This window comes from Cupriavidus sp. FW305-27 (assembly GCF_058787995.1).
Genome location: NZ_JBYTAG010000020.1, coordinates 13439 through 34269 on the forward strand (window position 1 = coordinate 13439; position 20831 = coordinate 34269).

The following is a 20831-nucleotide window of genomic DNA, read 5'->3' on the forward strand; positions in this document are numbered from 1 at the left end:
TCTTTACCGCCCTTTCAGGCAAGCCACGACCTCCGCATCCTCGACCTGCGAGAAGTCGCGGTAGAACTCCCCCACTGCCCGGAAGCCGGCCGGCGTCTCCAGGCATACCACCTCGTCGACATAGGGCTGCAACAGCTCCAGCGTCCGCGGTGGCGCCACCGGCACCGCGCAGACGAGCCGCGCGGGCTTCTGCTCGCGGATGGCGTGCAGCGCGGCGATCATCGAGGCCCCGGTCGCCAGGCCGTCGTCCACGATGATGACCTGTCGACCGGTGGCGCGGACCGGTTCCCGGCCCGGCGTGTAGGCGGCGCGGCGCCGCCGCAGCACCTCAAGCTGGGCCGCGCGCTCGCGGTCGATGTATTCGCTGTCGGCGCCTGCCGCGGCGGCATAGGGCGTAAGATAGGTCCACCCGCTCTCGTCTACGGCGCCGATGGCGAACTCCGGGTTGCCCGGTGCGCCGAGTTTGCGCACGAGCACGACGTCAAGGTCCGCGCCGAGCGCATCGGCAATGATGGCGCCCATCGGCACCGCACCGCGGGGCACGGCCAGCACCAGCGGCCGTTTTCCTGCGTGGCCAGCAAGCGCACGCGCCAGTTGTGCGGCGGCATCGGCCCTGTCAATGAATGGCATTACCCCCCTCCTTTGGCTGCCTGGGTGGCGGCTTACGCCGGATAGCCCACGCTCTGGGCCAGGATCACGCGCTGGTCGGGCGCCAGCCGCATGGCAGTGGCCAGCGCGCGGCGGTCCAGCAGCCCGCGCGCCACCGTGGCCAGCCCGGACGCGGCGCAGAAGAGGTAAACGTTCTGGCTGATATGCCCCGTATCCAGCGCGGTATAGAACTGGCGCAGCGGCTTGTCGGTCTCATCGAGCCTGGAGAGCCGGCTGACATAGACGAGATTCAATGGCGCCTCGGCAACATAGTCCTGCAGGCCGGTCGCCGCGCGCAAGTCTGCGCCGACGACCAGCCGAAGGCGCCAGTCCGCCGGTTCAAGCACGTACAGTCCGTCGCGCAGCGCCGCGTACAGGTCGATTTCCTGCCAGTTGCGGGTCGAGGGCGCAGTGCGCAGGCCGGTGCCCGGGCGGTTGACGCCGAAAGCCGCCCACAGCAGGGACGACAGCAGTGTGTCATCCAGGTTCCGCGCAGCAAAGTGTCGGGTCGAGCGGCGCTGCAGCAGCGCCGTCAGCAGCGGCATGCCGCCTTCGGTCTGCGGTGGCGGCAGCTTCAGGTATTCCGCGCCGGCTTCGGATAAAACGATGGGATGTGTCACGTCGTGCTCCGGATCGATGGGGTCGGCAACGCCCCCCTGGGATTAACGTAGGCGGCAAGCCGGCCCTGCCATTTGGGATGGATCAAAGGAAAGCCCGTTTGCTCGCGGCATGTAGCAGGACAGCTCGGTCCCGGCTCCTGATCGGCCTTGCCTCTGCGGGTGTCCGGCCACAATGCGCAGGCCGCCGGCCATGCGACCCCTGCGCTCTGACGAACCCGGTGCGGCTTGGCGATGCCGCGCGCCGCCCGACGCATTGCGCACTCCTTGCGATACGTCAAGCCCCGCCAAGGTTGCCCTCCTAGACTTATCCAGACCTGTGACATTGGCGGTCTTTACATAGAAATGGCCTCGGCCTTCATGGAGCACCTGCGCGAGTCGACCGAAGCCTGGCAGGACTACCAGCGCAGGGTCATGGTGGAGGGAGGCGGCTACGCGCCCTTTGCGGAATCGGCGCGCGAAATGTTCGACAACGTCGGCCGCCTGATGGCCGTCCCTACCCCAGGCGCGAAGGCCCCGGCGCGCCCCGCCGGCGCGTCACGGAGCTGACGAGATGGCCGGACAACGCATTGCCCTGGTAACGGGAGGCATGGGTGGCCTCGGCGAAGCAATTGCCGTGCGGCTGCTGGCCGACGGCGCGCGCGTCGTCGTGACGCACTCCGTACACAATGACCACGTGGCCCAGTGGCTTGGCGCACAACGCTCCGCCGGCCGTGAATTCACGGCGTTCCCGGTCGACGTGACGGACTTCGCGTCCTGCCAGCGCTGCGTGTCGCAAGTGCGCAGCGAGCTCGGCGACGTCGATATTCTGATCAACAATGCCGGGGTCACGCGCGACCGGACCCTGCGCAAGATGGATAAGGCTGACTGGGACTTCGTGCTGCGCACGGACCTCGACTCGCTCTTTCATATGACGCGGCCGCTGGTTGAGCCGATGTTGGCGCGCGGTTGGGGCAGGATCGTCAATATTTCTTCGGTCAATGCCTCGCGGGGCGCCTTTGGCCAGACCAACTATGCCGCCGCCAAGGCGGGGGTACATGGCTTCACCAAGGCGCTGGCGCTGGAGCTCGCACGCAAAGGCATCACCGTCAACACCGTTTCGCCGGGCTACCTGGATACGCACATGGTGACGGACATGCCCGCCGAGATCCTCGAGCGGGACGTGTTGCCGACTATCCCGGTCGGCCGGCTAGGCAAGCCGGCCGAGGTCGCGGCGCTGATCTCTTACCTGTGCAGCGACGACGGGGCCTTCGTCACTGGCGCGAATTTTGCCATCAACGGCGGGCAACACCTGCAATGAGGATCGACGACAGGACGTCACCGCCCAGCCTGTCGGCCATGCCGGAATGCGCGCCGCAGGCCGCCATACCGGCGCAAGTCTGGATGGACAAGCAGATCCGCGCCGGCCTGGCCCGTGCCACCGGGGGCCTGTCGGTGATCTCGGCAAGTCTGGCCGGACTCGACTGGGCGCTGCAGCTCGGCATCTCCCCGGCAAAGATTGTGCAGGCATGGCAGGTGTGGCTGCAGCACAGCATCGAGGACTGGCCACGGCTGTTGCCGACCGCGGCCGAGCCGCCGTCCGTTGACCTCAGCGATCAGCGCTTTGCCGATGCCGGCTGGCAGGACTGGCCTTATCGCTGCTGGCGCGATGCGTTCATGCGCAACGAAGCCTTCTGGGAGTCGCTGACGCAGGATATTGACGGCCTGTCGCGTCATCACCAGCACATCGTCGCCTTCTGCGCCCGGCAATGGCTTGACCTGCTCGCGCCCGGCAATGTTTGGTGGATGAATCCGACCATTGCCAGGACCGCCTCGAGCACCTTCGGCGCCAACTTCCTGCAAGGCGCCCATCACTGGCTGCAGGACGCCAGTGAGCTGTTGTCAAAGGTGCCTGGACTGCCTGCGGGGCGCCCCGCGCTGGAATTTCTACCCGGGCGCGACGTGGCGCGCACGCCTGGCAAGGTGGTGTTCCGCAACGCACTAATTGAACTGATCGAATATGCGCCCGCCCTTGGCGCCAATACAGTCTGGCGCGAGCCGGTGCTGATCGTGCCGTCCTGGATCATGCGGTACTACATCCTCGACCTGAAGCCCGAGGATTCGCTGGTGCGCTACCTGGTCGAGAGCGGCCATACCGTGTTCATGATTTCATGGAAGAACCCGGACGCCTCGGCCCGCGACTTCGGGCTTGACACCTATCTGGAGGCCGGGCTTCTGACCGCGCTCAACACCGTGCACGCGCGCTGCGACGGCGCGCACGTCCACGCCGCCGGGTATTGCCTGGGCGGCACCCTGCTTGCCACGGGTGCCGCCATGCTGGCCCGCGACGCCGCCGGCGGGCCACTGGCCAGCATGACGCTCTTTGCGGCAGAGACCGATTTCCATGATCCGGGCGAACTGGGCCTGTTCATCGACAAGAGCTCGCTCGCCACGCTCGACGCCCTCATGTGGAGTCAGGGATATCTGGACGGGCCTCAGATGAAGTCTGCCTTTCAGATGCTGAACGCCCAGGACCTGATCTGGTCGCGCGTAATGAGCGAGTATTTGCTCGGCCAACGTTTGCGCGCCAACGATCTGGTCTCCTGGAACCGCGACACCACCCGCTTGCCTTACCGCCTGCATTCGGAATGCCTGCACAAGCTGTTCCTGGGCAATGAGCTGGCCACCGGCAAGCTGTGCGTGGGCGGACAGCCCGTCGCCCTGTCGGACCTCGACCTCCCGCTTTTCGTGGTTGGCACCGAACACGACCACGTCTCGCCCTGGCGCTCCGTGTACAAGCTGCACTTACTGACCAAGGCTGAACTGACCTTCTTGCTGACCTCGGGCGGCCACAACGCAGGCATCGTGTCCGAGCCGGGCCACCCGGGCCGGCGCTACCATGTGCATACGCGATTGCCCGCCGCGCCCTACCTGAGCCCGGAGCAATTCCTCAACGTGGCTGTGTACCGCGACGGTTCCTGGTGGCCGGCGTGGCATGACTGGCTAGTGGCCCACTCGACAGCGCGCTGCACGCGACAGGCGCCGGGCCAGGGGCTCGCGGACGCTCCTGGTACCTACGTGCTGGAACCCTAGCCTCTTGTTCACTGTGCTGCGCCTGGCAACCTTGCGAGCGGGCAAACTTTCGGGTAGCCGGATCGAATGGAAACATGCCGTCGGACACGGGAAATGCCGGCCGACGCCTAAGGAACTCATTCCAGAAACCCCGCGCAAGCTGGTGGAGCGTTCGGTTGTGTCCCACATCCCGCTCCCTGGCAGCAGCCGAACCGCACCGCACCTCACTTCATCGCATCGCCGAGGCGCTGCGGCAATATCAGTGCGACATCAGGACCGGCACTGTCATCGACTCAAGCAACGTGCGGGTGACACCGCCAAGGACCAGCTCGTGCACCCGGCTGTGCCCGTAGGCCCCCATGACGATCAGGTCAGCATTTCGGTCCGCGGCGTGTGAGAGTAACATCTGGCCGACGTCTTCGCCGTCTTCCGCTCCAAGCGTGCAAAGCTGCACCGCCACGCCATGCCGACCCAGCCAGTCCACGGCATGCTGAGGCGGCGAAACCCATGTCCCCTTCAGAACCCCAGACGGTGTCCACGAGACCACCTCCACAGTGCCCGCGCGCTGCAGGAGCGGAAGCGCATCGCGGATGGCCCGCGCCGACTCGCGGCTGCCGTTCCACGCCACCATGATGTTCTTGCCAACGCTCGGGAACCGGCCCGCATACGGAACCACCAGCACCGGCCGCCCGCATCCCAGCACAATGGATTCAACAAAGCCGGGCTCGGCGTAGGCGGCTTCATCAGTGGGATCGCGCTGTCCGAGGATGACAAGATCCGCCCGATGCGCCTCTGCCTGGACCGTTGCCGCCGTGGCCCAGTCCGGCGCCCGCCATTCCGTAATGACGGTTACCTCGTCCGTTGCGCCCATCAGGGCGTGACGGGCCCGCTCGCCGACCTGATGCCGCCATTCGGTGTAAGAGGCAAGATTGCGGTCACCGTCCACCAGGTAGCGCACGGCGGTGGGATCCGGCTTGCCGACGGCTAGCAGGCCAACCAGCGTGGAATGAAACTCCAGCGCCAGCCGGGTGGCGAGGTGCAGCCGGTCGTACACGCGGCGGCCGGCATCGAGATGAACCAGGATCGTTGCGTAGTCCATGGATTGACTCCATCAGGCAGCCCCGGACGGAGCTTTTCTTGAATCTATATCGCCACCCCGCCCCGGATTTGTCGTGCATCAAGCCGTCTTCGTGTCCGCGCTACAGGCAATACCGCTGGCACCAGGTACGAGTTGGCCCAGGCTGCCTGCCGCCAGCGCGGCGGTGCGTGGCTTCGGCGGCCGCAGCAGGTCCGGTACGGCGGTACACGCTGTGCATAGCGGCACCAACGCGCAGGCGGCAAGCCTGCGCCATCCTGGCCGTTTCTCCGGTGTGCATGACTGCAAGCGATTCTTCATGGGTAGCTCCTTGTAAGGACGCGCACCGCCCGGTGGCGGCTGCCGCCGGCCAGGACGTGCGCCTCACACCGCGAAGCGAAAATGGCCGCTGTGCAGCACGATGTGCCGCGCACCTGTCATCTCGAACAGCGCTCCCGCGACGCGTTCAATGTCCTGGCGGTTGCTCATGAATGCCGGCAGCAAATCTTCACTGCGGTACGAGCGTGCGCCGAAATGATCCTCAAGCGCCTCGGCAGTGATCTCATAGGTCGCCGGTGTGCCATCCACCTTCACGGCACACCGCAGGCTTGGCCCGGTCGGGCAGTAATCCGGCGTCTCGCCGGAAAAGTCGATCGTATGCATAGCTTTCTGGCGTAATGCCCTCCAAAATCTGTTCGCCTGCTTACGCTTCCTCGGCGCGGAGAAGCAGGACGGGCGCGACGGCCAGGTTGATCACGCTTCGCGCGACGCTGCCCATGACGAGTCGCCGCACTCCCCGGCGGCCGTGCGTACCCATCACAACCAGATCAGCGCCCCAGCCATTGGCTTCGGCAGCGATCGTGGCAGCAACGTCGCCCTCGACCATAGGCTTACCGAGCAGCCGCGTTACGTGGCGAATACCCGCTGCGGCAAGCCGGCCGGCGGCGGCAGCGAGAACGCTTTGCCCCGCCGTCGTGAGGTCCTCTATCAATCTCACCGGATCCAGATTGCTGGCATCCAGAAACGGGCTGCGGTCATCGACCACATGGACCACCTCCACTTCGGCGTTGGCGGCGCGCGCGATGATCATGGCCTGTTCCAGGGCAAGTTCCGATGCGGCGCCGCCGTCCATGGCGACAAGGATGCGCTGGTACATAGCGGTTTCTCCGGCGATGGGAGCCTGTGGCGACTCGGGTCTGGACTGGTTAAATGCAGCGTAGGGCAACCGGCGCAACTGCTGTTGATACGTGTCAAAGCCGCGGTACCGCGCTCCAACCGCCGCTGGTCGCGCGCGCATCGGCAGTCTTCGCGCAGGGGTTGCGGCTCGCGGATTCAGGCCTGCCCACGCCGAGCGGCTCGCCTGCTTGTCCCCGAACGAAGCCTGAGCGCTTCTTCTTCCCCTTCCAGTTCCGTCGCTTCTCTTTCGCGGGATCGTCCCTGAACCGCCGCGAACTTGCTTGCGCGGTGTCGTGCCCGCGGCGACACGTCCGAGCGGCGGGCTCAGCGACGCGGACAGGGTGTCGTGGCGCAGAGCAGCCAGTCGTCCTCGAGCGTATTGACCGGCAGCCGGAACGTCACCTCGAGCGGCTCGCCAGCGACGACGATGTCGCGCATCTGGTCCCGCCCCTGGTAGCCGACCGCGAGCCGATAGGCACCCGGCCTGAGTCGCATATAGAACAGCGGCCCGCTAGCCGTAGTGTGCAGCACCGGGCGGCCCTCCTGGCTGGCCACGACCACCGTGGCACCGCCCAGCGGCTTCCCGCGCCCGGCATCCACCATCGTCAGCCGTACATTGAAACGCGCGGCGATGGCCAGCATGCTTTGCATGCCCGCCTCATCGTCTCCACCCGATACGTAGGAAACGCCGTGCTGCTCCATGATCTGCACGCCAGCGGGCGCGGCGCGAGTGGCGCAACCCGCCGCCGCAACGGCAATCGCCAGCGACGACAGGCCGAGGCCTAGGCTTCTTGAAACCTGCATTTGCGTCACTCCGGAAGAATTATTGGGGTTTTCGCAGGCCGGAACCGAACGGTCAGGGCGTATCGCCGCGCGACTGCTGCCGAACGAGCAGCACGGGGCGAACCGTCTTGCTGACCACGTGCTCCGAGACCGAGCCCAGCACCATGCGCCGCACGCCGCGATGGCCGTGTGTGCCCATGACGATCAGGTCCGCGCTCCAGTGGTCCGCTTCCGCTATGATCGCCTCGGCAATCTTCGCAGGGGTGCCGGGCGTCTCGGCCAACCTGCTGCTCCAGCGCACGCCGGCGGCACTGAAGCGCTCGCCGGCACGAGCCAGCACCTGCTTGCCATAGGCAATGATGTCGGCCATCAGCCAGTGCCGGTCACCCGGGCTGACCTCGAAGAACAGGTCGCTGTCGTCGACGACGAACATGGCGCTGACCTCGGCGTCGGTGGTCAGCGCCATCGACACGGCCTGCTCCAGGGCATTCAAGGATGAACGGCTGCCATCGAGGGCTAGGAGAATGCGGCGGTACATGGCGACCTCGGCTTCGGCTGTGGTTCATCCCAAATTAGCGGTCGCAAGGACATGCGGGTTGATGCCAGTCAACCAAGCCAGCCACACCGCTGTGATTCGGCTCATGGCAGTGCTGCTGCACTAGGGGTGGCCGACAGCAACGTGTCGGCCGATACTGGCGGCCGCGCTCAGGTCAGCACCTGCTCGGCGGGTACATGGGCGTAGCCATGGGCGCTTGCGACGGCCGCATAAGTCACACTCCCGCGACAGATATTCAGCCCGGCCCGCAGGTAGGGGTCGTCTGAGAGCGCGCGGGACCATCCCTTGTCGGCAAGGGCCATCGCATGACCGATCGTGGCGTTGTTCAGGGCAAAGGTGGAGGTCCTCGCCACCGCTGCCGGCATGTTGGTCACGCAGTAGTGCAGCACGCCGTCCACCACATAGGTCGGATCCGTATGGCTGGTCGGGCGCGATGTCTCGGCGCAGCCTCCCTGGTCTATCGCCACATCCACCAGCACCGAACCCGCTTTCATGCGCGCGACCATCGCACGCGTGACCAGCCTGGGCGCCTCGGCGCCAGGCACCAGCACCGCGCCGATGACCGCATCGGCCGAGAGCAACGCGCGCTCGATACTGTCAGCGCTGGAGTAGACCGTCACGACTCGATTGCCGTACACGGAGCCGAGATGCCGCAGTCGTTCGATATTCTTGTCCAATACCGTCACGCGCGCCCCCATGCCAACCGCGATCTGGACAGCATTGGCGCCCACCACGCCGGCGCCGATCACCACGACATGTGCCGGCGCGACGCCCGGGACGCCGCCGAGCAGCAGTCCCATGCCGCCGTTCGGCTTCTCGAGGTAGGCTGCCGCCACCTGGACTGACATGCGGCCGGCGACCTCGCTCATGGGGGCCAGCAGCGGCAGACCACCGTCAGGCCCCGTAACCGTCTCATAGGCGATGCAGACCGCGCCGGATTGCAGCAGCGCGGCAGTCAGCTCACGGTCCGCGGCCAGGTGCAGGTATGCATAGAGGATCTGCCCGGGCCTGAGCAGCGCCAGTTCGCGTGGTTGTGGCTCCTTGACCTTGACAATCATCTGGGCCCGGTCGTACACGGCCTTCGCATCGGCAGCCAGCTTCGCGCCAGCCGCTTCGTATTGCGCGTCGGAAAGGCCAAGCGCGGCCCCGGCCCCGGCCTGGACCATGACCTGGTGACCGCGGCTGACAAGTTCGCGCACGCAGGCAGGCGCCAGGCCAACCCGGTACTCGTTGTCCTTGACTTCTTTAGGCACGCCGATCCACATGGCCTTTGCTCACGCGCGTGGTAATTCGGCAGATTCCGCACCAGGTGCTTGAATCTTCAGTCCACGGCCGGATGCACCGAGGCCTGTCCGTGGCCACACGTATGGCAACACCTGCATGGCAGCCTCGATGTCGGCAGATATCGAAATAATTATAGGGCCCAAGGGTTACATAGCTGCCCAGCCATTTCACATCCAAATATCGCCATTTTCGCCCCCTCGGCGGACGCCGCAAGATGTGATTGATGTTTGCCATCACCACTTGCCGGAAGCACCACCACCGCCAAAGCCGCCGCCACCGCCGCCGAATCCCCCGGGCCCCGACCGGCCGCCATATCTTCCCGAGCGGCCGCCGATAGCCAGCAAGCCCATGTGCGGGCCACCCATCAGCGTGAACAAGAGCGCGATTGCCCCTGCAACGATGCCGGCAAAGATGGCGCCAGAAAGCATCCACGCGACCACTCCAACGGCCCCACCCGTCGCGACTGCACCCGGGAAGCGCCCCAGCATGGAACGCAGTAACCCACCCAGAACCAGAGTGAGCACAAGCAGGATTGGCATCAGTTGCCGGACGGGGTCACCCGTATCCCCTGCTCTTTCCTCCGTAGGTGGCAGTGGCTCCCCTTCGATGACCCCAAGCATGCGGTCGATGCCCGCAGACACACCGCCATAGAAGTCGCCCCGCTTGAATCGGGGCACGATATCATCACTGATGATGCGCTTGCTCGCGGCGTCAGTCAGGACGCCTTCGAGCCCGTAACCCACCTCAATACGAAGCGTGCGGTCGTCCTTGGCGATGATGAGCAGCGCGCCGTCATCAACGCGGTTACGTCCCAGCTTCCATTGCTCGACCACGCGAAGCGAATACTGTTCGATGGTTTCCGGTCGGGTAGTGGGAACCATGAGAACTGCAACCTGAGCTCCCTTCCTGGCTTCGAAGGCCTGCAGCGTCTGGTCCAGGGACGCCTGCTGTGCGCGCGTTAGCGTACCAGTCAGGTCAGTCACTCGCGCCGTCAATGACGGAACGGCAACCTCGGCGATGGCTCCGGGAAACACGAAGGCAGTCAGCACCAGAAGCAGGCCTCGCGCGGCCGTGCGCAGGTTCAACTGGCACCACCGAGGGCGCTGGCCGCAGCGGCACAGATTAATGGCTGGCATGACGAGCACCGCCCACATCTTGCGCACGGCACACCTCCGGAACGAAAGGTCTCTTGACTTCCCTCAGCGGACCCAGGTGTCAGCAGCTGACAAGATCCGTATGTCCGAAGCCCTTGGAATAGTCGAGCACGGAAATAACTGTCGGGGTCACCCTGAATATTCGGACGTCCTCCGCGGTTGGCATCGGCACTGGCAAGGCAATCTGCTCCGGATACTTCAATGGGAACATCCGGAGGATTCTCTCCGCTACGGCCGCATCGACCACCGGTTGCGCGTGCGCCGCCATGGACAGGCCGGTAATCGCCATGAGATCTGGCGTGTCGTGATCAATTGTCAGCGAGACACGGTCATCCAATGCCAGATTGGCCGCCTTTTGGCTGCCCGGACCACAGAGGAAGTAGAGCGTGAGACCCTCATTCACATAACCCACAGTGGTAGCCTGAGGCCAGCCATCCGGCCTCAAGGTGGCAAGCGTCATGATCCTGTGTTGGTTCAACAAGGTCAGGATCTTCTGTCTGGTCTCTTCGTCCATATTTGGTCACCTGTTACGCCAGTACAAACAACACCAACGGGGCCGGCACGGCCGGGGGAGCGATCTCCAGCCGGCACGTTCCTGGACAAATGCCCCGCATCTTCTTCATTCCACGACAGCAATGGCTGGTTCAGGCCCATGTCTTGCCTCTCCCCCTAGCTACCTCGGCTTCGGCTATGGGCTATTTCCAAAGTAGCGGTCGCAAGCGCATGCGTGTTGATGGCTGTCAACGAAGCCCAGAGTCCCCTTGGCCGGCCGACCGCCCGCCCGCTGACCCGCATCAACCGGCCTACCCCCCGCCTAAGCCGGAAGCAATGTCTGCGCTCCCGCACCCGGGAACCGCTTCCGGCACCTGGTGATGGGCAGCGTGGCCGAGGGGGAGGTGTGCAGATCGACGGTGCCGGTGCTGCTGGTGCGGGGGGCCGCTGCCGGCCGCCCACTGGAGCTATTCGATGCGGAAGGGGTCATGCGCCAGGGCGTAGCTGAACGCATATTCCAGTTCGCCGGACGCCTGGGCATGCAGCGTACAGAGCGGTGCGCCGGCTACGACCTCGTCGCCGGCGCGCACATGCAGTTCCAGCCCGGCCACCTGCCGGCGCGGCGCCCCGGCCAGCTTCGCCGTGCGCGCGACGTGCCGGTTGTCGACGGACGTCACGATGCCGCTGCGGGCTGCGACCACGTCGCGCCGGAACACCGCCTGCCCCGGGGTGCGCAGCCCCCCTTGCGCTTCACAGATCGCCTGGAACCGGGCCCAGGCGGCACCACTGTCGAGCAGGCTGCCGGCCAGCAGCCGTCCCTGCCCGGGCGGTATCGCACCGCAGAACTCCAGCAGCTCGCCCGCCAGCAGCAGCGAGCGTTCGCGCAGGTCGGCGGGCGCCGTCGGCTGGCACTGCAGCACGGCCAGCACGTCGAGCGCCTCGAGCGCAGGGCCGACGCCCCGGCCCACCGGCTGCGAGCCGTCGGTGCGCAGAATCCGGAGCTTCAGCCCGAACGCGTCCGCGACCTTGGTCATGGCGAGATCCAGGCGCGCCAGATCGCTGTCTTCGCGGATCTTGGCCGTCGGCCCCACCGGCACGTCGATCAGCACGTGGGTGGAGCCGGCGGCAATCTTCTTCGACAGGATTGAGGCCACCAGCTGCGCATCGCTGTCGATATCCAGCGCGCGTTCCACGCGGATCAACACGTCGTCCGCGGGACTCAGGCTCAGCGCGCCGCCCCACACCAATGCAGCCCCGACCTGTTCTACCACGCGCCGCAGTTCCGTCGAATCCAGCGTCACGCGGGTCAGGGCTTCCATCGTATCGGCGGTGCCGGCGGGTGAGGTGATCGCGCGCGATGAGGTCTTGGGCAGCAGCAGCCCGGCCGCTGCCGCGATAGCCACGACGACCGGCGTGGTGCGATTGCCCGGCAGCCCACCGACGCAATGCTTGTCGGCAACCACCTCGCGGTCCCAGTTCAAGCGCTGGCCGGACCGGACCATGGCCCGGGTCAGGTCGACAGTCTCGCGCAGGCTCATGCGACCGTCCGCGCAGGCGGTGAGGAATGCCGCAATATGCACGTCGGCGTACCGCCCTGCACTGATGTCGCCGATGATGCCGTCGAGCTGGACGCTGTCCAGGTGGCAGCCATAGATCTTGGCACGCAGTGCGCGCACCGACTCCAGCGCGGGCGCATGGGTGACATGCACGACATCGCCGGCGCGTGCCGAAAGCGTCCGTGCCGCGCTCAACGACAGGCTCGCTTCGCCCGTGTTCAATAGCGGCGCGCCCAGCAGCGTCAGCGTGGCGATCAACGACCTGTCGCCGATCTGCACGCGCACGCGCGCCTGCGCGGAAAAGCCCTCGGCGCGGCAGACGGGGCAATCCGGATGCATATAGATGACATGCTCCTGCCACGTATCGATCTCGAGCGGCCGGAACACCAGCGCCCCCACTTCGCGGGGCGCGGCGGCGGCCACGACATCGCCGGGACGGCCGGGAATTCCGGGATCAGAACTGGCATCGTTCACGTCATGCCTTGCCGCGTATGACGCCGCTAGCGAGCGTCCAGGGCGTCCAGATTGAGCAGCTCGATGGACTTGCCCTGCACTGTCAGCAGCCCTTCCTGCTGGAACTTGGACAAGGTCCGGCTCACGGTTTCCAGGGTCATGCCAAGGAAGCTGCCGATGTCTTCACGAGTCATGCGCAGCACAAAGGACGTGGCCGAATAGCCGCGTTCGCGGTAGCGTGCCGAGACGTTCAACAGGAATGCCGCCACGCGCTGCTCGGCGGACATGTTGTTGCCTAACAGCATCATCTGGCGCGATTCCCTCACGATCTCGGCACTGAACATCTTGTGCAAGTGGCGTTGCAGCGGCTTGATCTCGCGGCATAGCGCCTCGAGCTGGTGAAACGGGATCACGCAGACCACGCTGTCTTCCAGGGCAATCGCATCGCAGTTATGGGTTTCCTGGCAAACGCCGTCCATGCCGATTGAGTCCCCGGCCATGTAGAAGCCGGAGATGGTCTCCTTGCCCCGCTCCGGCGCCACCACGGTCTTGAACGAGCCGACGCGGACCGCATAGAGGCTGCGGAACGGGTCGCCCGCCCGGTACAGCCGTTCGCCCTGCTTGACCGAACGCCAGCTCCGCACGACGGAGTCCAGGCGGGCCATTTCGCCGGCCTCCAGGCTGGCGGCCATGCAGATGTTCCGCATCATGCAAGTTGTGCACCGCGCCCGCGCGGGATCCGGCGCCGGCTCCGCAAACGTCTCATCCTCACGCCTGGAGAGCGCGACGGACATGTTGGGGGCGTCACAAACAGCATCAGCTTCAGTATGCAAGTCAAACATGGTTGTCTCCAGCCTGCCGGCCTTTCCCTAATCCCGACCCTCGCCTTCACCCGTGTCGTCTGGCGGACCGCATATTCGTGCGCGCCGCGATGTGTTTGACTGAAGTATTGGCCTGCCCGCGCTCCGCGCCTAGAAGGCTGCGCTGAGTTGCGTGTCAGAAATGCAGCGTCACTTGTCAGGGTTCCCTGACGCCGGTCATGCCGAACGCCCTGGCTGTCCAAGCTGGCGCATGTGACGTCATGCCCTTATCCCGTGCAAGCAGTCGGGGCAATGTGCCGGCGTTTGATGCAAAGCAAACCGCAACCGCCCCGGCTTGCCAAAGTAAGAAAACACGGCGCGCACGGCGCCGTCATCCAGGAGACCATGATGAGCAACATCAAGCGCTACGACCCGTTCTCGATCGAACCGCTCGGCGACATGCTGCAGAGCATGCTACGCAATTGGCGGATCGGGCCAGACACCGAGCTGCCATTCAAGGTCGATGTGGCCGAGTCCGACAGCAGCTTCACCATTACCGCCGACCTGCCAGGCGTGAAGAAGGAAGACATCAACGTCAGCGTAGACCGTGGGACTGTGATGATCTCCGCCAAGCTCGAGAAAGCTTCCGAGGTAAAAGAAGGCGACCGCGTGATCCGCCAGGAGCGCTACAGCGGCTCGATGCAGCGTGCCTTTACGCTAGACGGCAACATCGACACGGAAAAGATCGATGCCAGCTTCCAGGACGGCGTGCTGCGCCTGGTGCTGCCCAAGAAGGAAAGCTCAAGCCAGCAACGCATTACCGTCCGTTAGGCAACGTTGCGCAAAAAAGGAGACCGGGATGCTAGTCCAGGATATTTGCTCAGCGAAAGCCGTGCATGTCCCGCTGTCCTGCACCCTGCAGGAAGCTGCCGTCCAGATGCGGGACCGCCACGTCGGTGCGCTGATCGTGACAGAGAACTCACCGGCAGGGACGCGCGCGGTCGGCATGGTCACGGACCGGGACATCGTCATCGGTGCGACAGCCACCGGTGCGGATCCATGCCGGACCGACGTGGTCGAGGTGATGACGCGTGGCCTGGTGGCGATCCAACGGGATGCCGTTGTCGCAGAGGCAATGCAGTTGATGCTGACGCACGGCGTACGACGCCTGGCGGTGCTCGATGGCGAGGCAGTGACCGGAGTGGTTGCGCTCGATGATCTGTTCGCCGCTCTCGCAACCGACTGGGGCATGCTGTTTTCGCTGGTGCGCAAGGCGCAGGAACGAGAGCGTTCTGGCAGCGCACAGGCTCTATCGCAAACGTAGCGCCCAGAGACGCACCGGGGCCAACCCGTGGCGCCGCTTGCGGCGCCCTGCCTTTGAAGAGGCCAAGCATGAAAACAGATCATCAGATCCAGAAGGACGTCACCGAGGAACTCGACTGGGATCCGGCGATTGACGCGGCGTCCATCGGCGTCGAGGTCCATGAGGGCATTGTCACGCTGGACGGACACCTGTCCAGCTATGCGGAGAAGCTCGCCGCCGAGCGCGCCGCGGAACGCATTTCAGGCGTACGAGCGGTCGTCGTCAAGCTCGACGTGCATCCGCCCGGCGCCTTCCTCGACGAGGCCATTGCCGAGGCGGCTCGCGGTGCGTTGCAATGGCACGTGCATGTGCCCTCGGACGTCATCAAGGTCCGCGTCGAGCGCGGCTGGGTCACGCTGTCTGGCAACGTCGACTGGGGCTATCAGAAAAAGCTGGCCGAACGCACGGTCAGCCAGTTGCGCGGCGTGATCGGCGTCGTCAACAACATCCGGATGAATGAGAAGACCGCGCCCCCCGACGTGGAGAAGCGCATCGAAGAGGCGCTGCTCCGCCATGCCGTGCGCGAGGCCCACCATATCAGCGTCAAGGTCAAGAACGGCACCGCCACGCTGAGCGGCCACGTGGATTCGCTGGCCGACCGCCGCGCCGCCATCGGTGCCGTATGGTCGGCGCCGGGCATCTCGGCGGTCATTGATCAGCTGGAAACGCGGCCGTGACGCCGATGCCGCGTGCCCGCGCTGGCACGCACGGAGCAGGCGGCACGCGCCGCGATCGCGCCCGAGGGCGCCAGGCAAACAGGAGACAACCAACATGAAAGGCGATATCCAGCTCAAGCAGCATGTGGTCGAGGAACTGGCCTGGGACCCGGCCGTCGATGCCACCGAGGTCGGTGTCCAGGTCAAGGACGGCGTGGTGACGCTGACCGGCCATCTCAGCAGCCATGCCGGCAAGTACGCTGCCGAGAAGGCCGTCAGGCGCGTGCCCGGCGTGAAAGGCCTGGCCGTCGAAATCGACGTGCGCCTGCCCGATGACGCGCAGCGCACGGACGCGGACATCGCACGCGCAGCGAGCAACATCCTGGCGTGGACCTCGGTGCTGCCCGCGGATCGCATCCAGGTGATGGTCGAGGACGGCTGCGTCACGCTGACCGGCACGGTCGACTGGAACTACCAGCGCCTGGCCGCCGAGCACGCGGTGGGCGGCCTGTACGGCGTGGTCAGTGTAGCCAACGCCATCGTGGTCCAGCCTGCGATCGCGGCCCACGACGTGAAGGAACGGATCGCCAGGGCCATCGAGCGCCAGGCGGCGGACGACGCGACCCATGTCGCGGTCGACGTCAAGGACGGCGTGGTGACGCTGCGCGGTAGCCTGCGCAGCTGGGCCGAGCGCGAGGCCGCTTCCGAAGCCGCCTGGGCGGCGCCTGGGGTAAGCGAAGTATCGAACATCATCCAGGTAAATCTCTGACTTCCCGACCGGGCCCTGTCGGGAGGGTTGCCGCCGGTTGCCATGAGGGCCAGCCATGACTGTCCGTAATCTCGATGCCCTGTTCCGTCCGCGCTCGGTCGCGCTCATCGGCGCGACGCTGCGGCCGCATAGCGTGGGGGCAACGGTGCTGGCGAACCTGTCCGCGGGCGACTTCACCGGCCAGCTATACCTGGTCAACCCGAAGTATGCGACGCTGGCGGGCCAGCCCTGTTACGCGCGCGTCGGCGCGTTGCCGGCACCGCCGGACCTGGCGGTGCTATGCACGCCCGCGCCCACCATCCCGGGGCTCATCGCCGAGCTTGGCGCCGCCGGCACGCGCGCGGCTATCGTGCTGACCGCCGGCTTCGAGGGTCCCGAGGACAGTGCCGCAGGCGCCCTGCGGCAGGCCATGCTGGACGCGGCGCGGCCCCATCTGCTCAGGATTCTCGGGCCAAACTGCGTCGGGCTGATCGCTTCGGGAATCAGCCTCAATGCCAGCTTCGCGCCCGGCGCGGCCCGCCAAGGCAAGCTGGCATTCGCCACCCAATCCGGCGCGCTGGCCACCGCCGTGCTGGACTGGTCGCGCTCGCGGCAGATCGGCTTTTCCCATTTCATCTCGCTGGGCAACAGTGCCGATGTGGACGCAGCCGACGTGCTCGACTACCTCGCCGGCGACGCCGGGACGCATGCGATCCTGCTCTACGTGGAAGCGATCCGCCATGGCGCAAAGTTTATGTCTGCGGCACGCGCCGCCGCCCGCAACAAGCCGGTGCTGATCGTCAAGGGCGGACGCTCGGCGCAGGCTGCACGCGCCGCCGCGTCCCACACAGGCGCCATGGCGGGTGCCGACGACGTCTACGACGCCGCCATCCGGCGTGCCGGCATGCTGCGCGTGGACAGCACCGAGGGCCTGTTCGACGCCGTCGAGATGCTTGCCCGCATGCAAGGGCTGCGCGGCGAGCGCCTCGCCATCCTGACCAATGGCGGCGGCGCCGGCGTGATGGCGACGGATGCGCTGGCGGATGCCGGCGGGACCCTGGCCCGACTGTCAGACCAGACCCTGGCCCGGCTGGACTTGGTGCTGCCCGCCACTTGGCCGCGCGCGAATCCAATCGACATCATCGGCGACGCGCCCGTCGAGCGCTACCTGCAGGCCTACGCCATCCTGTGCGAGGCGCCCGAGGTTGACGCTGTGTTGATGATCCATGCGCCCACGGCCATCGTGCCAGCCGCCGAGATCGCAGCCGCGCTCGTCAGCGCGCCGTCGGGCGGCAAGCCGCTGCTGACCGCATGGCTCGGGGCGGATGCCGTGCTGCAGGCACGCCGCTTGTGCCGGCATGCCGGCGTGCCGACCTTCGATACCCCGGAGCGGGCAGTGCGCGGCTTCCTGCAGGCCTGCGAATACCACAGGAACCAGCAATTGCTGATGCGCACGCCGCCCGCAGACCACACGTACACGCAGGCCGACAAGGAACAGGTGCGCACGATCATCGGCAATGCCCTGCGCGCCGGCAGGGCGTTGCTGACCGAACCGGAGGCCAAGGCCGCGCTGGCCGCCTACGGCGTCCCCGTGGTCGCGACCCGGACCGCGGCAAGCGTCGATGAGGCTGTCGGCCAGGCCACACGGATCGGATATCCAGTAGCGCTCAAGATCCTGTCCCCGGACATCACGCACAAGTCTGCCGCGGGCGGCGTTGCACTGGACCTCGCCGATGCCGCCGCGGTGCGCAGCGCCGGCAGCGCCATGCTCGAGCGGATCTGGCAGCAAGCCCCGGAGGCACGGCTGGAGGGCTTCACCGTCCAGCCGATGGCCGGGCACGGCGATGGCTTCGAGCTGATCGTCGGCGCCGCCACCGATCCCGTGTTCGGCCCCGTCTTGCTGTTCGGCCATGGCGGCGTCAACACCGAACACATCGGCGACCATGCGGTTGCGCTGCCGCCGCTCGACGCGCTGCTCGCGCAAGACCTGGTGTCGCGCACCCGCATCGGGCGCCTGCTGGAAGGCTGGCACGGACACCCGGGCGTCGACGGGGACGGCTTGCTCCAGGTACTGGTACAGGTATCACGCCTGGTCTGCGACATTCCCGAGATCGCCGAACTCGATATCAATCCCCTGCTGGCGAGCGCGACAGGCGTCATCGCGCTCGATGCCCGCATCGCCATCAAGGCGCCGGCGCCGGGCACGCGGCTGGCCATCCAACCCTATCCGGAAGCGCTGGAGGAACGCGTCGAGCAGGACGGCCGCACCATTGTGCTGCGGCCCGTGCGCCCGACCGACGAGGCAGCCTACCAGGCGTACTTCCGCCAGCTGACGCCGGAAGATATCCATGCACGCTACTTCTGCACGTTCCGCGAGCCGGAACACAGCCAGTTGGCAAGGCTCACGCAGATCGACTACGCGCGCGAGATGGCGTTCATCGCGACGACTACCGATGCATGTGGCCAGGCTTCCATCCTGGGAGAGGTCCGGGCGGTTGCGGATCCGGACAATGTCCAGGCAGAGTTCGGTATCGCCGTGCGCTCGGACTGCAAGGGACAAGGGCTGGGAAAGCTGCTGCTCGACAAGCTGATCCGCTACGCGCGCGAAAAGGGCATCGGCGCGCTGGTGGGCTGCACCATGCAGCACAACCGGGCCATGCTGACGCTGGCGCGCACCTGCGGCTTCAGGACCAGCATCGCGGCCGGCGCCGACGGTGTCAGTCTGCACCTTGCGCTGCGCGAGGAGAATGCCAGCGTTCGCACGCAGGGTTGAGGCATCGCAATCGGCACGCGCGCGCAAGGCGTTGGCAATTTCGATCGCCTTCAGGCGCACTGCCGGCGGCGGCCGCTTTCCTGAGACAAGCCGGTAGCCGACAACCTCGGTTGCAGACGCCACCCAGCCGGCTTGCTTGTCGAAACTGTCGTACTCGCTACTGCCAAGCCGGCAAGGCGTGCGCGCGCATGTCAGGGATCACTGACAGTGCCTTCTGCCCCCCTGACGCGACTCTCAGCCGCCCCTGATTTGCCACCGCAAGGGGAGCCGCGATACTAGGACCATGCCAGACCGCAATCCTGCCCGCCTGCTTACCGTGTACTTGCTCGAGCATGCCAATGCGATCCGAACCAGGCAGCTCGGCCTGCTTGGGCGAATGCCTGGCATCCGAGTCGCGGGTGCGGGCGCCAGCGCAGCCACGGAACTTGCCCCGCTCCTGCGTCATCGCCCCGACGTCGTCCTGATCAGCCTGGGCACGGGCTATGCTCATGCGCTCCAGGAGGTCAGGACGCTGAGGTCGACGCTACCGGATTCGATCGTGATCGTGCTGGCCGACAACCTCGGCCCGCCGCTGCGCCGCGCCTGCCTGAAGGCAGGCGGGAGCTACTGCTTTGACAAGACGCTGGAACTCGATGCGCTGCGCCAGACCCTGGCCGGGCTGGCTGCGACTTCGGGGCGATAGGGCACAAAGCCAGCGGCCGACCGACGCTGCACTGTGGCACTACAGGTCCGCATCGTCGTCGAACAGATGATTGCGCATGGCATAGCGCAACAGCATGGCTTCATTGGGCATCTGCATTTTTTCCATCAGCCGCATCTTGTAGGTGCTCACGGTCTTGGCGCTGACGCACAGTGCCGTGGCGATCGCCGTGATGGGCTCGCCCAGCACCAGCCGCCGGTAGACTTCCAGTTCGCGGTCCGAGAGCCTCAGGTGCGGCAGGTCGTCGCTCTGGTCCTTCAGCCCGCTTGCCAGCTTCGTGGCCATCGACTGGCTCACATAGGTGCCGCCCCGGGCTACCTGGCCGATGGCGGACACCAGTTCCGTAGCCGCGCTTTCCTTGGTCAGATAGCCCGCCGCTCCAGCCTGGAACGCACGAACGATGTATTGCTCCTCGGCGTGCATGGTCAAGACCAGGATGCGCAGGGCCGGGTGCTCGCCGCGCAGCAAGCGGATCAGTTCCAGCCCGCTCCTGCCGGGCATGGAAAGGTCAAGCAGGAGCACCTGCGGGGTGCATTCCCGTACCATCCTGGGCACTTGTGTACCATCTGCCGCCTCGCCGACGACCTCGAACACACCGGCCCGTTCCAGGATATGCCGCAGGCCATCCCGTACCACAGCATGGTCATCCGCAATCATCACCCTTGTCATGCCCGTTCCCCTGCTCTCGCGGAAATCGCACGACCAGGCGAAAGCCATCGTCGGGCGAACTCTGGACAAGGCTGCTCGCCTGCGGAGCGGATGAAGACGCCGTCAGGGGCATGCTCTCGTCACTATTACCTTGCCAATGGACTATAGAGTTTGTGCGCGGAAAGGCAACGGCATGGGAAGCGAGATGCGGCTCAGAACCGGAAATTCGCAGGTACCGGCGACGTCGGAGCCACAACCCGTGTGCCGACACCGGCTGAGCCACGCACGTTGGAAACTA

The 20831-nt window shown here is 66.0% G+C and carries 22 protein-coding genes; 9 read left to right on the forward strand and 13 right to left on the reverse strand.

What is annotated here, in order from left to right:
• Positions 1-3: 3 nt before the first annotated feature.
• The gene (locus AC3WRI_RS12060; protein ID WP_010809961.1) at positions 4-630 is read right to left on the reverse strand and encodes a phosphoribosyltransferase; all 627 of its coding nucleotides are present in this window, start codon (positions 628-630) and stop codon (positions 4-6) included.
• A gap of 32 nt (positions 631-662) precedes the next feature.
• Positions 663-1268, reverse strand: coding sequence for a nitroreductase family protein (locus AC3WRI_RS12065; protein ID WP_011615448.1), 606 nt, complete (start codon positions 1266-1268; stop codon positions 663-665).
• 342 nt (positions 1269-1610) lie between these two features.
• Between AC3WRI_RS12065 and AC3WRI_RS12070 the strand changes: the two genes are divergently transcribed.
• From AC3WRI_RS12070 to AC3WRI_RS12080, 3 genes are read left to right on the forward strand one after another with little or no spacing between them, the layout of a single operon-like run.
• A complete protein-coding gene (locus tag AC3WRI_RS12070) occupies positions 1611-1814 on the forward strand; it encodes a hypothetical protein (RefSeq protein WP_492293366.1) in 204 nt (67 codons plus the stop codon).
• Between the two features lie 4 nt (positions 1815-1818).
• On the forward strand, positions 1819-2565 hold the full coding sequence (gene phbB / locus AC3WRI_RS12075; protein ID WP_492293367.1) for an acetoacetyl-CoA reductase: 747 nt from the start codon (positions 1819-1821) through the stop codon (positions 2563-2565).
• The gene (locus AC3WRI_RS12080; RefSeq protein ID WP_492293368.1) at positions 2496-4337 is read left to right on the forward strand and encodes a PHA/PHB synthase family protein; all 1842 of its coding nucleotides are present in this window, start codon (positions 2496-2498) and stop codon (positions 4335-4337) included. Before phbB ends, AC3WRI_RS12080 begins: the two co-directional genes overlap by 70 nt.
• A 238-nt stretch (positions 4338-4575) precedes the next feature.
• Here the strand turns inward: AC3WRI_RS12080 and AC3WRI_RS12085 are convergent, their stop codons facing one another.
• From AC3WRI_RS12085 to AC3WRI_RS12130, 10 genes are all read right to left on the reverse strand, one after another.
• Positions 4576-5415 (reverse strand): universal stress protein, encoded by an 840-nt coding sequence (locus AC3WRI_RS12085; protein ID WP_439667946.1) that lies wholly within the window; start codon positions 5413-5415, stop codon positions 4576-4578.
• A gap of 360 nt (positions 5416-5775) precedes the next feature.
• Complete coding sequence (locus AC3WRI_RS12090; RefSeq protein ID WP_010809955.1) at positions 5776-6054, reverse strand: DUF1488 family protein; 279 nt, start codon at positions 6052-6054, stop codon at positions 5776-5778.
• 40 nt (positions 6055-6094) lie between these two features.
• Positions 6095-6547: a universal stress protein gene (locus AC3WRI_RS12095; RefSeq protein WP_058698013.1), complete on the reverse strand. Its 453-nt coding sequence runs from the start codon at positions 6545-6547 to the stop codon at positions 6095-6097.
• A gap of 344 nt (positions 6548-6891) precedes the next feature.
• Positions 6892-7371, reverse strand: coding sequence for a carboxypeptidase-like regulatory domain-containing protein (locus AC3WRI_RS12100; protein WP_010809953.1), 480 nt, complete (start codon positions 7369-7371; stop codon positions 6892-6894).
• A gap of 52 nt (positions 7372-7423) precedes the next feature.
• On the reverse strand, positions 7424-7888 hold the full coding sequence (locus AC3WRI_RS12105) for a universal stress protein (RefSeq protein WP_011615450.1): 465 nt from the start codon (positions 7886-7888) through the stop codon (positions 7424-7426).
• A gap of 167 nt (positions 7889-8055) precedes the next feature.
• Positions 8056-9171 (reverse strand): alanine dehydrogenase, encoded by a 1116-nt coding sequence (ald, locus tag AC3WRI_RS12110; protein ID WP_010809951.1) that lies wholly within the window; start codon positions 9169-9171, stop codon positions 8056-8058.
• A 252-nt stretch (positions 9172-9423) separates the two neighbouring features.
• Positions 9424-10275: a TPM domain-containing protein gene (locus tag AC3WRI_RS12115; RefSeq protein WP_439671783.1), complete on the reverse strand. Its 852-nt coding sequence runs from the start codon at positions 10273-10275 to the stop codon at positions 9424-9426.
• A 130-nt stretch (positions 10276-10405) separates the two neighbouring features.
• Entirely contained in the window at positions 10406-10858 is a 453-nt protein-coding gene (locus tag AC3WRI_RS12120; protein ID WP_439670603.1) for a pyridoxamine 5'-phosphate oxidase family protein, read from the reverse strand.
• 445 nt (positions 10859-11303) lie between these two features.
• Positions 11304-12815: a thymidine phosphorylase family protein gene (locus AC3WRI_RS12125; RefSeq protein WP_010809948.1), complete on the reverse strand. Its 1512-nt coding sequence runs from the start codon at positions 12813-12815 to the stop codon at positions 11304-11306.
• Positions 12816-12892: 77 nt separating this feature from the next.
• Entirely contained in the window at positions 12893-13639 is a 747-nt protein-coding gene (locus tag AC3WRI_RS12130; RefSeq protein ID WP_371852259.1) for a helix-turn-helix domain-containing protein, read from the reverse strand.
• 414 nt (positions 13640-14053) lie between these two features.
• Between AC3WRI_RS12130 and AC3WRI_RS12135 the strand changes: the two genes are divergently transcribed.
• From AC3WRI_RS12135 to AC3WRI_RS12160, 6 genes are all read left to right on the forward strand, one after another.
• Positions 14054-14476 carry an Hsp20/alpha crystallin family protein gene (locus tag AC3WRI_RS12135; RefSeq protein ID WP_010809946.1) on the forward strand — a complete coding sequence of 141 codons (423 nt, stop codon included), beginning with the start codon at positions 14054-14056 and terminating at the stop codon, positions 14474-14476.
• A gap of 28 nt (positions 14477-14504) precedes the next feature.
• Positions 14505-14969 (forward strand): CBS domain-containing protein, encoded by a 465-nt coding sequence (locus AC3WRI_RS12140; RefSeq protein WP_010809945.1) that lies wholly within the window; start codon positions 14505-14507, stop codon positions 14967-14969.
• 68 nt (positions 14970-15037) lie between these two features.
• Positions 15038-15685, forward strand: coding sequence for a BON domain-containing protein (locus AC3WRI_RS12145; protein ID WP_010809944.1), 648 nt, complete (start codon positions 15038-15040; stop codon positions 15683-15685).
• 94 nt (positions 15686-15779) lie between these two features.
• A complete protein-coding gene (locus AC3WRI_RS12150; protein WP_011615455.1) occupies positions 15780-16433 on the forward strand; it encodes a BON domain-containing protein in 654 nt (217 codons plus the stop codon).
• 55 nt (positions 16434-16488) lie between these two features.
• Positions 16489-19185 (forward strand): bifunctional acetate--CoA ligase family protein/GNAT family N-acetyltransferase, encoded by a 2697-nt coding sequence (locus tag AC3WRI_RS12155; RefSeq protein WP_492293369.1) that lies wholly within the window; start codon positions 16489-16491, stop codon positions 19183-19185.
• A 283-nt stretch (positions 19186-19468) separates the two neighbouring features.
• On the forward strand, positions 19469-19867 hold the full coding sequence (locus AC3WRI_RS12160) for a response regulator (protein ID WP_011615457.1): 399 nt from the start codon (positions 19469-19471) through the stop codon (positions 19865-19867).
• Positions 19868-19906: 39 nt separating this feature from the next.
• On the opposite strand, the gene AC3WRI_RS12165 is transcribed toward AC3WRI_RS12160, so the two are convergent.
• On the reverse strand, positions 19907-20554 hold the full coding sequence (locus AC3WRI_RS12165; protein WP_010809940.1) for a response regulator transcription factor: 648 nt from the start codon (positions 20552-20554) through the stop codon (positions 19907-19909).
• Between the last annotated feature and the right edge of the window lie 277 nt (positions 20555-20831).